Origin of the sequence: Cyclobacterium sp. SYSU L10401, assembly GCF_010993705.1 — a bacterium.
GTDB lineage: Bacteria > Bacteroidota > Bacteroidia > Cytophagales > Cyclobacteriaceae > Cyclobacterium.
In genome coordinates this window covers 522,138-536,145 of sequence record NZ_WOFO01000003.1, presented here as the reverse complement: position 1 = coordinate 536,145, position 14,008 = coordinate 522,138, and the positions used below count along the sequence as shown (strand labels likewise).

At 42.6% G+C, this 14,008-nt stretch carries 12 protein-coding genes; 5 read left to right on the top strand and 7 right to left on the bottom strand.

Annotated elements, in window-relative coordinates; translation table 11 throughout:
- Nucleotides 1-14: 14 nt before the first annotated feature.
- The gene (locus GL182_RS10120; protein ID WP_240469768.1) at nt 15-2,519 is read right to left on the bottom strand and encodes a PIG-L family deacetylase; all 2,505 of its coding nucleotides are present in this window, start codon (nt 2,517-2,519) and stop codon (nt 15-17) included.
- 174 nt (nt 2,520-2,693) lie between these two features.
- Between GL182_RS10120 and GL182_RS10115 the strand changes: the two genes are divergently transcribed.
- Complete coding sequence (locus GL182_RS10115) at nt 2,694-3,638, top strand: phytanoyl-CoA dioxygenase family protein (RefSeq protein ID WP_163379530.1); 945 nt, start codon at nt 2,694-2,696, stop codon at nt 3,636-3,638.
- A gap of 11 nt (nt 3,639-3,649) precedes the next feature.
- Here GL182_RS10115 and GL182_RS10110 read toward each other — a convergent pair whose 3' ends face one another.
- Both GL182_RS10110 and GL182_RS10105 read right to left on the bottom strand, forming a co-directional pair.
- Nucleotides 3,650-5,827, bottom strand: a complete 2,178-nt coding sequence (locus GL182_RS10110; protein ID WP_163379706.1) for a DUF5916 domain-containing protein — start codon at nt 5,825-5,827, stop codon at nt 3,650-3,652.
- A 178-nt stretch (nt 5,828-6,005) separates the two neighbouring features.
- Nucleotides 6,006-7,199, bottom strand: a complete 1,194-nt coding sequence (locus tag GL182_RS10105; protein ID WP_163379529.1) for a Gfo/Idh/MocA family protein — start codon at nt 7,197-7,199, stop codon at nt 6,006-6,008.
- Between the two features lie 161 nt (nt 7,200-7,360).
- On the opposite strand from GL182_RS10105, the gene GL182_RS10100 reads away from it, so the two are divergent.
- Both GL182_RS10100 and lhgO read left to right on the top strand, forming a co-directional pair.
- Nucleotides 7,361-8,071 carry a hypothetical protein gene (locus GL182_RS10100; protein ID WP_240469767.1) on the top strand — a complete coding sequence of 237 codons (711 nt, stop codon included), beginning with the start codon at nt 7,361-7,363 and terminating at the stop codon, nt 8,069-8,071.
- Between the two features lie 105 nt (nt 8,072-8,176).
- Entirely contained in the window at nt 8,177-9,376 is a 1,200-nt protein-coding gene (gene lhgO / locus GL182_RS10095) for an L-2-hydroxyglutarate oxidase (protein WP_163379528.1), read from the top strand.
- A gap of 13 nt (nt 9,377-9,389) precedes the next feature.
- Here lhgO and GL182_RS10090 read toward each other — a convergent pair whose 3' ends face one another.
- From GL182_RS10090 to GL182_RS10080, 3 genes are all read right to left on the bottom strand, one after another.
- Complete coding sequence (locus GL182_RS10090) at nt 9,390-9,806, bottom strand: response regulator (protein ID WP_240469766.1); 417 nt, start codon at nt 9,804-9,806, stop codon at nt 9,390-9,392.
- A gap of 182 nt (nt 9,807-9,988) precedes the next feature.
- Nucleotides 9,989-10,336 (bottom strand): hypothetical protein, encoded by a 348-nt coding sequence (locus GL182_RS10085; protein ID WP_163379526.1) that lies wholly within the window; start codon nt 10,334-10,336, stop codon nt 9,989-9,991.
- Between the two features lie 5 nt (nt 10,337-10,341).
- Nucleotides 10,342-11,547, bottom strand: coding sequence for an NAD(P)/FAD-dependent oxidoreductase (locus GL182_RS10080; RefSeq protein WP_163379525.1), 1,206 nt, complete (start codon nt 11,545-11,547; stop codon nt 10,342-10,344).
- 142 nt (nt 11,548-11,689) lie between these two features.
- Between GL182_RS10080 and GL182_RS10075 the strand changes: the two genes are divergently transcribed.
- Both GL182_RS10075 and GL182_RS10070 read left to right on the top strand, forming a co-directional pair.
- A complete protein-coding gene (locus GL182_RS10075) occupies nt 11,690-12,565 on the top strand; it encodes a DNA/RNA non-specific endonuclease (RefSeq protein WP_163379524.1) in 876 nt (291 codons plus the stop codon).
- A gap of 121 nt (nt 12,566-12,686) precedes the next feature.
- On the top strand, nt 12,687-13,373 hold the full coding sequence (locus tag GL182_RS10070) for a molecular chaperone DnaJ (protein WP_163379523.1): 687 nt from the start codon (nt 12,687-12,689) through the stop codon (nt 13,371-13,373).
- Between the two features lie 30 nt (nt 13,374-13,403).
- Here GL182_RS10070 and GL182_RS10065 read toward each other — a convergent pair whose 3' ends face one another.
- Entirely contained in the window at nt 13,404-14,006 is a 603-nt protein-coding gene (locus GL182_RS10065; protein WP_163379522.1) for a tetratricopeptide repeat protein, read from the bottom strand.
- Nucleotides 14,007-14,008 lie beyond the last annotated feature (2 nt).

The window sequence follows — 14,008 nt, the reverse complement described above, 5'->3', positions numbered from 1 at the left end:
GAAGCCAATAAAGTCTATTCCAATGCTGATATTCCTTTTCCTTCTTCACCGGATTGTTCGATTAGGTTGACAAATAATTTAATTGCTCCTGGAACCCCTGCAGGCAATAATCGGAACCAGGAGATGCCTGAATAGGTGAAAGTACCCTTGCCATAGCGGCTTAGCAGGAGCGATCCTTTGGTCGGGGACTCATTGGGGTCCTGCATGAGCAGGGGCGTTTGGTAATTATCATCCCAATCTCTAGGGAAATACAAGCCCCTTTCCTGAACCCAGCCTTCAAAATCCATATTTTCAATTTTATTGGGATGATTCAGCGCCGGATGCTCCTTCAATAGTATTTTTACGGGTGAATCTTCCACAGCTATCCTGTCCCTGGAAAGCTCCAGCGGATAGGGACCAAAATCACGGGAGAGCAAGGGCGAACTGGTATTGTATTGCACAATCAGGTTACCCCCATCTTTCACATATTCCATCAATGCTGCGGTTTGGTTGGCCAGCCGTTGATTGACGTTGAAGGCCCTGATGCCTACGATGATGGTAGGGTATTTGCTAAAAAGCGAGGGGCCGAAATTGTCATTCTCCAACATTTCCACCGTATAGCCCAGGTTTCTCAAAACGCCGGGAATATCATCTCCTGCACCCGGTATGTACCCAATCGTTTGTTGGCTCATGTCCATATTCATCCGGATCAGGTTAAATGAAGCTTCCGGAAAATAGGTCAGGTTTGGAATATGATCATATAGGATGCGATTCCTGCCTTGGTTGAAAACCAGGCCATCTTCACTTTCAAAAAACACGGTATGGTTTGATTTTTCCACCCCATTGGTATTGGATAAGGCTACTTTAAAATAGTACTTGCCATTGGCCTTGTCTGTCAGCTTTCCCACAATGCGGTAGGCTTCATTGTTCAGTCCGTCGATGCCTATGGTTCCTGGTACCATATCTCCTTCAAAAGTCACCGTCACTCCTATGATGGATTCCTGTCCATTGAGCAGGAATACATTGTCCTGATCTACACTTACCGAAGCCTTTGGTACAATCGTAAAAGGCTGAATGATTTCGCCGTTGACCTGATCATTGTATCGGTATTGGAGGGGAATTTCTATTTCAAAATTATGCCCATTGATATCAAAACCCAAGGTTCCCGAAATAGAGGGCTCGTTGAAGGCTTTTCCGATCATGGCCTGCTCACTTACTGTATATAAATTGTTCTCGGGAGCTTTTTCCAGCCAATAGGGTTGGGAAATAGGATACGTTTCCGGTATAGACAAATCCATTTCCAATTCAAAAGGTTTGTTGTCACTCAGGGTTGAATTCAATTCGTGGGTAGTATCCAATACCTCAAATGACCGTAAATTGACAGCTGTTTTATAGGGTTGATTCACCACAAGCCGACCGCCAATTTGGTCAGAAGGAAAGGACAACTCTTTGTTAGCTAAAAACAAGGATTTCCAGCCCAGGGCATCTAAGGTGATCTCATCGATCAGTTTTTGCTTTTCTTTGACCCAGGGTAAATTTTCCTGAACCTGATTTAAATTTACTTTAATATCGAGTAGTTCCGGTAAATTATTTTCCGGATGCACAAAATCAAAATTTTCCAGCAACCCCTCAATTTGGTTCTGAATGACTTTACCCCGATCCAGGTTTTCCCATCTGTTGGGAATACCATCAAAGGGACCATCTTCAAATGAATCTCCGGCAACAAACTCGATGAAATCCTGTCCCTCTCCAATAGAAGCCGTAGACCCGAAGCCTTGCGACTTATGCATGGTCCTGCTGTCTGCTGCAATTTGTGAATAGGTGGTGCCAAGCAAGGGATTGAATGCGCCTACTGGAAAACGATAATATTTTTTATCTGGTTTGGGCTCATATTGCCCTCCCCAATTGTATGCATTCCAAAAAATTCTTTTGGCGGTCCAGGGAGCTACCACCTGCAATTGTTCTGGAAAAACATCGGGATCTCCAGATTTTTTGAAAGCCTCTCCCGCAAGAATGGCTGAGGTAGTATGGTGTCCATGGGTAGTACCCGGGGTGGTGTTAAATCTGGTAATGATGATGTCTGGCTGGAAGTTCCTGATGACCCAAACCACATCAGAAAGCAATTTTTCCCGGTCCCAATTGTTTAAGGTTTCGTCTGGATTTTTGCTGTAACCAAAGTCAATGGCTCGCGAAAAAAATTGTCTGCCACCATCCGTTTCTCTGGCTTTCAATAATTCCTGTGTGCGGATCATTCCCAACTGGATGCCCAATTCTTTTCCAATCAGGTTTTGTCCGCCATCACCCCTGGTGAGTGACAAATAAGCGACCTCAGCATTAATGGCATTAGACAAATAACCGATCAGCCGGGTATTTTCATCATCTGGATGGGCAGCGATATACAATACCCGTTTGGTCTCCTTTAGTTTTAAAAGTTGGTGGTAAATTTCCGAACCACTTTGCGCCTGAGCCAAGGGAGCAGGTAGCCACAATCCTGCCAGGCAGCATACCATGAGCAAGACAGGTAGTTTGAATAAGTTCATTGGTTGAGGTTTCATGTTTCAAGCTAAGCAATGTAAAATCCATCCTGAAACTAATTTACATTAATGGAAATATAAGCAGATCAAATCAAAAATGTCGCTTATTCTTAATATTTTAGGTTTTTGTAGAATTAAATTATTAATGTTATATTTTGCCTGAAAGATAAAAATTTTACGATGGCTATTAATAAAAATCATAAAGATATTCCTGGAAACCCATCTACTGCGACCTCCAGTAAAGTTTTTTTAAATGACAGAAGCACGGGTCGTCCGCTGAAGGTTTTGACGGAGAATGATTGGCATTTCTGGGTAGACAACGGGTATGTGATCATCAAAAAAGCAGTACCCAAAGGACTGACATCCAGGTTGCAGCAGTTGTTGTGGGAATTTGAAGAGAAGGACCCTAATCGTCCGGAAACCTGGTATGGGGAGGACAAACCGGAAATGAAAATGAAAGAATTGACCAATAGCGGGATGGTAGAAATTTACAACCACCAATACCTGTGGGATATCCGGCAATACCCTAAGGTGTATGAAACCTTCACCGATATTTGGGGTATGGATGAACTTTGGGTTACCATAGACAGGGCAAACCTTAACCTGCCTTCCCGACCTGGATTTGAGTTCAAAGGCTTCATTCATTGGGATTATGATCCGGAAACGAACCCTCAAAATGTTCAGGGACTGGTCGCATTGAATGACCAGACTGAACCAAATGTAGGAGGTTTTCAATGTATCCCGGAACTCTATCGCGAATATGAAACCTGGAAACAAAGTCAACCGGAAGACAGGGACAGGTTCAAACCTGACACCAGTGGATTTGAATTGGCAAAAATAAAGCTGGAGGAGGGTGACCTGTTGATCTTCAATAGTAAACTGCCCCATGGAATCCGCCCGAATACCAGTCGGGACAAAGTAAGGATGGCCCAATACATCTCCATGATGCCAGCCGAGAATGATAATGAGGAGCTGAGAAATTGGCGCATATCTTCCTGGAAAAACAGGATAGCACCCGATGGATATGCCTTTCCGGGAGATCCCAGAAACTGGGAACAATCCAAGTATGAAAGGGCCAGCTTAAGTCCCCTGGGTAGAAAACTACTGGGACTGGATCATTGGTAGCTGGTCCGATGCTACCAGGTCCACCAGTAAGTAAATTTCAATGCCAGGGTCCTGTTTTTTACATAAAATGGTGCAGGCAGGTAATTATCTGTAAAAACCAGGTAAAGGTCAGAAGCAGGCTTAAACCGCCATTGAAACCTGGTGTTTAAATTGATATTGTCTATCTGCTCGTTGTATTGCGCAAATGCAGTGAAAAACAGGGTGTTGGTAAAGGTCACATCCACTCTGGGACCCACCAGCCAAAACCTGGTATCACCCCAGGGTTCCGGAAGATCAATCTGGTTATAATTTCCCGTCATCGATAGGCCAACATAAGGCTGGAACCTGTATCCCAGCTCTCCAGATAGATTAAACCTTTCTCCCTGAGCAAAATAGCCTCCGTACTGAGAGGAGACAGTGTAAGTAAAGAGACTTTGCGGTTTGGATACATATTCCATGCCTATGGCATTCCAGGTGTGGTCTGTAAACGCCGCCAATGTATCGCCGCTAAAGTTTGTAGGGTCAAAAGCCTGTTGTAACAATATCCGGTTATAGGTGTATTTGGCCGTCAGGTTACTCTGACTCCTGAACCGCACCGTATAGCCCAATTCGGTAATGTTGTCTGTCTGTTCCCTATCCATATTGTAAAAAAGGGAAGTATTTACGGTGGGGCCATGCCTGAGAATTTTCTTACTCTTTGGGAAAAAGAGGTATTCCATATTTGGATTGATCCGGTAGTAGCCATTTCGGGGAACATAACCTACCTCTGCTGTATAATTGGGTGAAACGTATTCATGTTTCCATTCCCAGGTCAGGTTGCCACTGGAATACCTGAGATTGGCCGCATGCACCATGCTTTCACCCGATTGAACGGGGCTAAACGATTTCAGGAAAAGGGCCTTTCCGGTCCAGAGGTTGTTGGATGAGGCCAGGTTGTATTCCAAACCCAAATTTCTATCATAGGCAGGGATAGGTTCCACATTTGCTCCATTACTGCCGGGCACCTGGCCCATATTGGCCTTATTGACGAAGATGGCGGCAATATTGGACCGTTGTCCCACTCTCCTTTGGGCTGACATCACGGTAAAGTTTTGGGCTGGTGTTGCCGTTTCCTCTACCTGTCCTGTTTGCATGTTCATGGCCCCAATACGCCAGTCGCGATTGATTTTTCCGCTAAGCCTGGCCCCAAACTGAATGGGGGCATTCAAACCAATGCGTCGGGAAAAGAATGGCCGGATGGTTTCGTATCCAAAATTGGCGAACAAATCTCCATTTTCCAGAAAAAATTGTCTCCGTTCAGGAAAAAACAATTCGAAGCGATCCAGGTTGGTAATCTGCCGGTCCACTTCCACCTGCGAAAAATCAGGATTTACGGTTAGGTCCAGGTTTAATGAAGAACTTACAGCGATTTTTGCATCCACTCCTACCCTGTTTTGGTAATCTGTTGGAATGCCGCCTTCATTGTCTTTTACACTACCTCCCATGACATAAGGGATGATGGAAACATTCATTCCTGCCTCTGGCGGGGCCTCATCCCAAACCAGGATACCTGTATAAGCCAGGGAGGCGGAAGGAAACTGCCTGGGGACAGGAGCCCAGGAAGATTTTTCCGTGGTTTTTAAGTCCAGGCGACTGAAATTAATCCCCCATTCCTTGATTCCTTTTTTGTATCGGATGGATTTGAACGGTATGGAGGCCTCAAAAACCCATCTGTCTTCATAGTTTTGAACCTTGGAAACCCACTTATTGTCCCAGCTTAAATCTACCTTTCCCCCTTCATACATGATCCCGTCCCATTGGGCTCCGGCGGCATTGGCACCAAATGAAAAGCCATTGGTCTGGTCATCGAAGGTGTCCATGAATAAGAGGAAATTGTCATTCTTTCCAAATGAAAAATCCCGGCGCAGTGATTCCACATAATAGGGACCGGGGACAGCATGGTGGTTGATTACCAACAAGTATAGGCGCTCATCGTCATAGGTCATCATGACTTCCGTCTCTACCTGAGAGAAACTGGTGTCCATGGGCAGGATCATATAAAAATCACTGGCCACTTCAGCGTCCTTCCAGGCCTGCTCATCCGCTTTACCGTCTATGATTACCGGAGAACTGGCCCGCTTGATATGCAACCTGTAGTCATCATTAATTTTTTGACTGAAACCAGGAAATGACAAGAGTACTCCTAAAAGTACCAGGCAGACCTGATTCATCTTAACCTTCCCTGCAAATAAGCTCCAAACCATACCGAAAACCCGAAATATTACCTTGAATCAATTTATTTTGAAGGGCAATAATAAGTTAAATAATCCTATTGTGGACTTTTATTTCTACAATTCTATTGAAAAAAACGGTAATTTATATTGGTTGTGCCAAACCTGGTTTTAATGGTTAATTTCTTTTGGTTTCCTGTTTGATCTTACCGGTTTCCTTGTCCTTCAGGATTAATTTTTCGTCTCCATTGGGCAGAAGCTCTTTTTTAATCAGGAAGTATCTGGCATCATAGGAAGCATAAAATTTATCCTGCTGGTGTTTTGAATCTCCTCTCCAATCTTCTAGTAGGACTTTTTCCCAATTTTTACTTTTTGCTGACAAAAATGCCGCATCAAGGATGGCATTGACTACATATCCGTCATAGAAGGTTTCCAGGGGTGCCCTGCCCTCTTCGATGGCATCAAACATATCCGTAAACATGTGCGGATAGCCCAATTCATGGGCTTCATCCCCAACAGGAAATAGCCATCCTGAGTCAGATTCTGCCTTTTCTGCCACATATTTACCCCCTTTACCAGTGGTAAACATGTCAAACCCGGTTCTTAAAAAACTATTCAGCCAAATGGTACCTTCCGTTCCCATCACTTCATCTCTCAAATCCATGCCTCCTCGAAAAGTCCAACTGACTTCAAACTGGCCAATGGCCCCATTTTCGTAACGGACCAGCCCAATGGCATGGTCTTCTGCTTCTATGGGGTGCACCTGGGTATCTGCCCAGCACATGACTTCCATGGGCCGTACAGACTTGCCGATAAAATTGCGACCGATTTCTACACAATGACAAGCTAGATCTATGATGGCTCCACCGCCAGATAGTTCCTTATCCCAAAACCAGTCGCTGTGAGGTCCGGGATGCGCTTCGCGGGATTTGGTCCACAATATCCTTCCCAGGCTTCCGGCAGCAACACTTTCTACTGATTTCAAAAATTTGGGTGTGTAACAAAGGTCCTCCAGGTATCCGGCAAATATACCAGCCTTCTCTACTGCATCCAGCATGCGCCTGGCCTCACTGGCATTTCTGCCCAGTGGTTTGGTGCACAACACGGCTTTTCCCAACCTGGCACAAGCCAGCACGGCTTCTTCGTGCAGGTGGTTGGGCAGGGCCACAATTACCGCATCAATACTATCCGCACCAATGCTTTCTTCCATTTCGGTGCTATAGGATTCCAAGTCATAATCTGCAGCAAATCTTTTGGCATTGGCTTCATTTCTGGAATATACAGTAGTGATCTGGTCCTTCCTCCTTTGGGCATGTAAAGTGTCCGCATAAAATCGGGCTATAAACCCGGAACCGAGCATGGCGATATTCATAAGTTTTTATATATTGATTAATTAAATGTAGCAAAAATGTTGAAAAATGAAAATGTCAATTCCATGAATCACAATGCCGATCTACCGAATGGTCATGGTAAACGATTTTCCTTTTTGTCATGGAATAGGTTCTTCCGATCAAACAACCATTTTATAATTTTATGAGTCAAAACACCAACCGGCAGGCCTTGATTAAAGCCGATGAGCTGGAGCATTTTTTGGATTGGACCTCAAAAAATGGCATGCAACACGAATACGATACAATTAAGCATAAAATCTTTATTTATCATCAGGCCTGCAGGCTGGGGGATGTAAGACTTCCAATGACAGCCGTTTATGCACCGGAAAAGGCCGGGATAAAGTGGGAAGAAAAAAACCATATCCTGTGTATGGTAAAAGCAGGAATGGCAGCAGTAGGCTATTTCGAAAATGGCATCAATATATCTCATAAGGTTTTCAGGGCCTATATGGTCAGAAAAAAGCAAGGTAAAAGTCAAATCAAATACCTGAAAACAAAGGGGAAATCCAGGGCTGGATCAAGGGTGAGATTGGGAGAATCGGAAATTTTTTTCAATCAAATCAATGAAAGGATATCCAACTACCTGGATACCTATCCAATTGATTATATCGGTTATTCCTGCTCAAAAACCTTATGGCCCTTTCTTTTTAAGCCAGGTTCCACTTTGCAAAACAACAAACACCTGCTCTATAAAATCCCTGTTCATATTCAACAACCGACCTATGACAGGATGCTGGAAATTAATGGCTTATTACTCAAGGCTACCCTTAGGTTGGAAGATGTCGCACCCAATTTACTGGCGGAATATTTTGAGCAAAACAGGGAATCCTCCCACGAAGATGAGCAATGGTAGCGGCAAGGTAAATGATGATGGGAAAGGTTTCCGCTGCGATTATCTGCGAAACCTTCAAGTTTTATCTAACTACAGGCTATATTTGTGCACACAGATCTGAAATTTATGGCATACGATATTACCATTATAGGAGGAGGAATTGTTGGCCTGGCAACAGGATTAAAAATCAAGACACAAAAACCTGATTTAAAAGTAGCCATTCTTGAAAAAGAAGGAGAATTGGCCCGGCATCAGACCGGAAATAACAGTGGTGTAATCCATTCCGGTTTGTACTATAAGCCTGGAAGCCTCAAAGCTAAGAACTGTATTGACGGCTACCGACAATTGGTACAATATTGCGAAACACATGAAATCCCCTATGAAATAACCGGCAAGGTGGTGGTAGCCACAGAAAAAGATCAATTGCCACAGCTAAAATTTCTATTGGAAAGAGGTTTGCAAAATGGGCTAACCGGTATTAGGTCCATTACTTTGGATGAGCTTAAAGAACTGGAACCCTATTGTAGTGGACTGGGTGCATTACATGTGCCGCAAACAGGAATTGTAGATTATAAAGCTGTTGCATTAAGCTATGCCAAAGAATTTCAAGCCTTGGGGGGAGATATATTTATAAACCATAAGGTACTGAATATCAAAAATATAAATAATAAAATTGTAATTGAAACTTCAAGCAGTGATTGTACTACTAAGGTTTTGATAAACTGTGCGGGTTTATACGCAGATAAAATTGCTGAACTCCATGAAAACGCCCCCTTGTCCATTAAAATAATTCCCTTCAGAGGGGAGTATTTTAAAATAAAGAAAGAACGGCAATATTTGGTCAAGAACCTGATCTACCCCGTTCCAGATCCTAATTTCCCTTTTTTAGGTGTTCATTTTACCCGGATGATGAGGGGTGGTGTGGAAGCCGGTCCTAATGCTGTCCTGGCATTTAAGAAAGAGGGGTATAACAAAAGTGACTTTAACCTGAAGGAATTTATAGAAGCCATAAGTTGGCCAGGCCTTCAGAAAGTGGCGGGAAAATATTGGAAAACTGGTCTGGGAGAGTATAAACGATCATTTTCAAAAAAGGCCTTTACAGCAGCCCTTCAGGAGTTGATTCCGGATATACAGGAAACGGATTTGGAAGCTGGAGGAGCAGGTGTCAGGGCGCAGGCATGCGACCGTGAAGGGGGCCTTTTGGATGATTTTGCCATCCACGAAACTAGCAGGGCGGTTCATGTCATCAATGCTCCTTCCCCGGCTGCTACCAGTGCGCTGTCTATTGGAGATAAAGTTGCAGAGCTGGCCTTAACAAAAATATAGGCCATTGAAGCCTTTAAGCCTGAAGATGATGCTTCCAAAATTCAATGGTGTTGCAAATTAGTTTTTGGTAGGTATCAATATGGAGTGGTTTGGTCAAATAAGCATTGGCACCTAAAGATAAGGACTTGAGGGCATCCTGATGGCTGGAACTGGAGGAGAACATGATGATGGGAACCAGTGCCATTTGGGGCTGAGCCCTGATTCTCTCTAACATTTCAAAACCATTAATCTTGGGCATATTGATGTCAGAAATTATGATGAATTTTTCCATCCGAAACATTTCAGGATGGATCGATTCAATGTAGGATAAAAAATTTTCGGGATGAGAAAAACTTTTGAAATTAATAGTGTCAGAAAATTCCGAGATAGCATCTTCAACTATTAAAATATCAACGTCACTATCATCCACTATTAACAGGTTTATGCACATAAATCAAAACAAATATATTGTTTTCAGGATTACCTCATTTTTTGAAGAAAAATTTCTTCCAAATCCAGCAAAGATATTACTTCCCCCTCAATTCAACTACTTATAAATAAAATGTTTTTTTATTCCTACCCAATTGAGCTGGGACCAGAATTTTGAAGCAGGAAAAAATGACTATTGAAAATCTATCTGTAATTTTTCACCTCCTTCAGCACATCATTCGCTGCCTCCAGAAATTCATTTTTATGAGCTTCAATACCCTCATCAAATCCCTTTTCCAGCATTAATCGCTTACCGTTACCGATAATTATGGCTAATTTTTCCAAATCAAATAAACCTAGGGTAGGCTTTATTTTATGTCTTGCCTGCTTGATCGTAGGTAGGCTTTTCTCCTCTATCCCCCTGATATAGGTGCTTCGGAGTTCTTCAACAGCCGCCTGAATGGCATCCAACAATTGGTTTCGGAAGTCTAAATCGTCTTCCACCATATCTTCAATTTTTTTGAAATCAATATTCTTAAAATTTTTATCCATAGTAATTATTTTGTTGACGATTTTCCAGCCAGAAATCCGGTACTCCAGGCTGCTTGAAAATTAAATCCTCCGGTGATTCCATCCACATCAATGACTTCTCCGGCAAAAAAAAGTCCGGGTATCAGTTTGCTTTCCATGGTGTTGGCATCAATCTCCCGAAGATCTACTCCACCAGCAGTAACGAATTCTTCCTTAAAGGTAGTTTTTCCTGAGATTATTAAGGAAAAGTTAAATAGGTTTTCTATCAATTTGTTGATCTTTTTTTTACTGATATCATCCCAGTTTAAATGTTCTTCTATATCCGCCTTTAGGGTCAAATATTGCCAAAGTCTGGCAGGAAGGCTAAAAAGGGCGTTTTTTCTTATGTTTTTTTTAGGATGCCTTTTTTTGAAGTCATTCAAGGCATTTTTTAATCCAGGCTCTGAAAAGCTTTCATCCCACTTGATCAGCACAGCTGCTTGATACTGCTTGCCGTGCAACCAATCTGCTCCAAAAGCAGAAAGCTTCAATACAGCCGGACCAGATATACCCCAATGGGTAATCAGAATCGGCCCCGAATAGCTAAGTTTTGATCCCTCAAACCTGATCTTCCCACTGGGAACACTGATCCCCTTTAATAATTTCAACCCTGTATCTGGTGTATTGAATGTAAACAAAGAGGGTATGGGATTAATGATGGTATGTCCAAGTTTCTCTAAAAAGGAATAAGGCTCTTTTTTGTTATTACCTCCGGTACAAATGATTAACCGGTCCATTTTTTCTTCTATTTCATCCCCTTTCAGGAGAAAATAGCCATCTACCGGGATTATTTCACGTATTTCCTTCCGGGTCATTACTTCCACCCCATATTTACTTGCCTGATCCAAAAGCAGATTGACGATGGTTTTCGAATCATCACTCTGTGGAAACACCCTTAAATCCGTTTCTGTTTTGAGTAATACTCCCCTGCTCTCAAACCAGGCCATGGTGTCGGATGTGCTGAAATGATGGAATACTTTTTTTAAAAACCCACTACCTCTGGGGTATCCCTTTAATAATTCATTTAAAAAAAATGTACCATGCGTCAGGTTACACCTACCCCCACCCGAAATCAATACTTTTGAAAGTAGTTTTGGACTCTTTTCAAAAAGTTTAACTTTATGGCCGGCGTATGCTGCATGAATGGCAGAAAAAAAACCAGCTGCACCGCCGCCGACTACTCCTATTTTCATATAATATGTAAGGTATTCATTAATTACACGGTTAAATTATCCATTTTTAGAATAGCAAATGACAAAACAGCATAAAATTAAATCAAAAAGAGGTAATAGATCCAATAAAAACATTTTTTTATATTATTTATTCTTTTTGGTTATGATGGTTTTCCTGGCTTTCCTTGTTCGAAAGGAATGGAAAAAAAATCAGGATAGCATTTCTATTTATCAGCCTGCAAAAGAGGTAGAAAAAGGTCCTACTGATACCAAAAAAGACCAAAAGCAATCCCCGGAAAATAAAAATAAAGCCGGAGACACTTCCCATTTTTCCTTGGATTCGGCTTATGTTCATGCCCTTTTGATACCCCAATGGTCTCCCGAAAGCAGCTTACAAGTGGTCCACCATGGCTATTACGCTCTGGGTTATGACGAATCGTTGGAACAAGCCGCCTGGGTGGCCTATCAATTGACCCCGGAAAAGCTGTTGGGAAAGCATCAGCGTAAGGATGTTTTTATGGAAGATCGCTTTATTGAAACAGGCTCGGCTCACCCCAAGGATTACTTGAAATCAGGATACGACAGGGGGCACCTGGCTCCTGCAGCGGATTTTACGTATTCAGAAAGTGCCATGAAAGCGAGTTTTTATATGAGCAATATTTCCCCTCAGCATCCAGGCTTTAACCGGGGTATATGGAAAAAATTAGAACAGCAGGTGCGGTCATGGGCCATGGAATATGAAAATATCCTGGTGATTACAGGCCCGGTGGTCAAAACCAATGGGGCGCTTTCCATAGGAGAAAATGAGGTAAGGGTCCCGGAATATTTTTATAAAGTTATCTTTGACATCCATCCCCCTTCGTATAAAATGTTGGCTTTTTTGTTAAAAAATGAAAAATCCAGCCGACCTTTATTGCATCATGTGGTTTCTGTGGATAGTTTAGAACAATTTTCCGGGTTGGATTTCTTCGAAGTCCTTCCAGATAGCCTGGAATCAGCATTAGAAAATGAGATTAGATATGACATTTGGTTTGAATAGCATTTGGAGATACTCCCAAAGTTCCGCAAAGCTTTCAGCTTTTATTGAAAAACAGCAGTTTGTTAAATATAAATACATTAAACCTGAAAGGATCCCCTCCATAAGCACCCCACAGATAATAATGCGCATGAAAGGTCTCAGGTACGCTTTACTTTTTCTTTTATGCCTGCTTTATTTCCCATCTCTTGCCCAGCTACAACCCAACCTGGGCTCTACTTCCAGATTGATGGACAAGGCGGTAAATGCCATGGAAAATGAAAACTATTTGGAAGCAAACAATCACTTCAGGGAAATCATCAGCAGCAACCTCCCTATTCCTGCCGAGATGCCTTATTTTTTTGCTGCTACGCTTTATGAATTAGGACAATATCACAATAGCGGATCCTTCATCCAAAAATACCTTGACCTGAATGGTTTTAAAGGAGAACATTACGATGAAGCAAAGGTACTTGTAGAAAAGCTGGAAAAACCACTCGCCGCCATTGCTAATTGCAATCTCTGTGATCGCAAGGGCTACCGATACCAAACCTGTGAAACCTGCCAGGGGGAAGGCCACACGGAACAAGCCTGTTCCCTGTGCCGGGGGCTTGGGGTTATCGGCTGCAGTCGCTGTACCGGAGATGGCCTGGTGACCAAAAGGAATGTCTTTAATATTGTTGAATATTTTGAATGCGACCGGTGCTCAGGTAAAGGAAGGCTCACCTGCACCAAATGTGAAGGCAGCCTTGTAGAGCATGGAGCGTGCAAGACTTGTGACGGAACAGGCAAAATTCAATCCGAAGTGATTTGTGATCACGAGCATGAATAAAAAAAGTCTGGGGTTTCCAGACTTTTTCTTTTATGGACAGTAATTACTAATGGCTTCATCCGCTGGTTCATAACCATTTTCTTTAGCAGCTCTGAAATCCTGGCAGGCTTTGGTGGCCTCCTCGGTAGCGACGTACAACATCCCTCTGTAATAATAAGATTGTCCGTTTTTAGGACTCATTTTTATGGCAGTATTGTACTCCCTGAGTGCTTCCTTGACGTTGCCTATACGGTGCATGGACCGGGCTTTTAAGAAATAGGCCATAGAAGGCGCACCAGATACTTCCACCGCATTGTCCGCATACATCAAAGCCAATTCCGGCTGATCATTTTTATGGTATAAATTAGACAGACTCAATAAAACCTGAATGTTTTTGGGATCCTGCTTCAAGGCTAATTTGAAGCTTTCTTCCGCTTCTTTGAAATCATTCAATTCTTCATGAGCTCTTCCTTTATTATAAAGGGCCTTCACATTATTGGGCCTGTTTTCCAAATAACTGGTATAAGCCATTATGGCTTCCTCATATTGGCCCTCATTGTAGTAAACATCTCCTTTGGAAGAAGAACTATCACCACAGGAAGCCAACAAAAAGGCAATAAAAAAAATGCTTAATAGGTTTTTAATGGTAATCATAT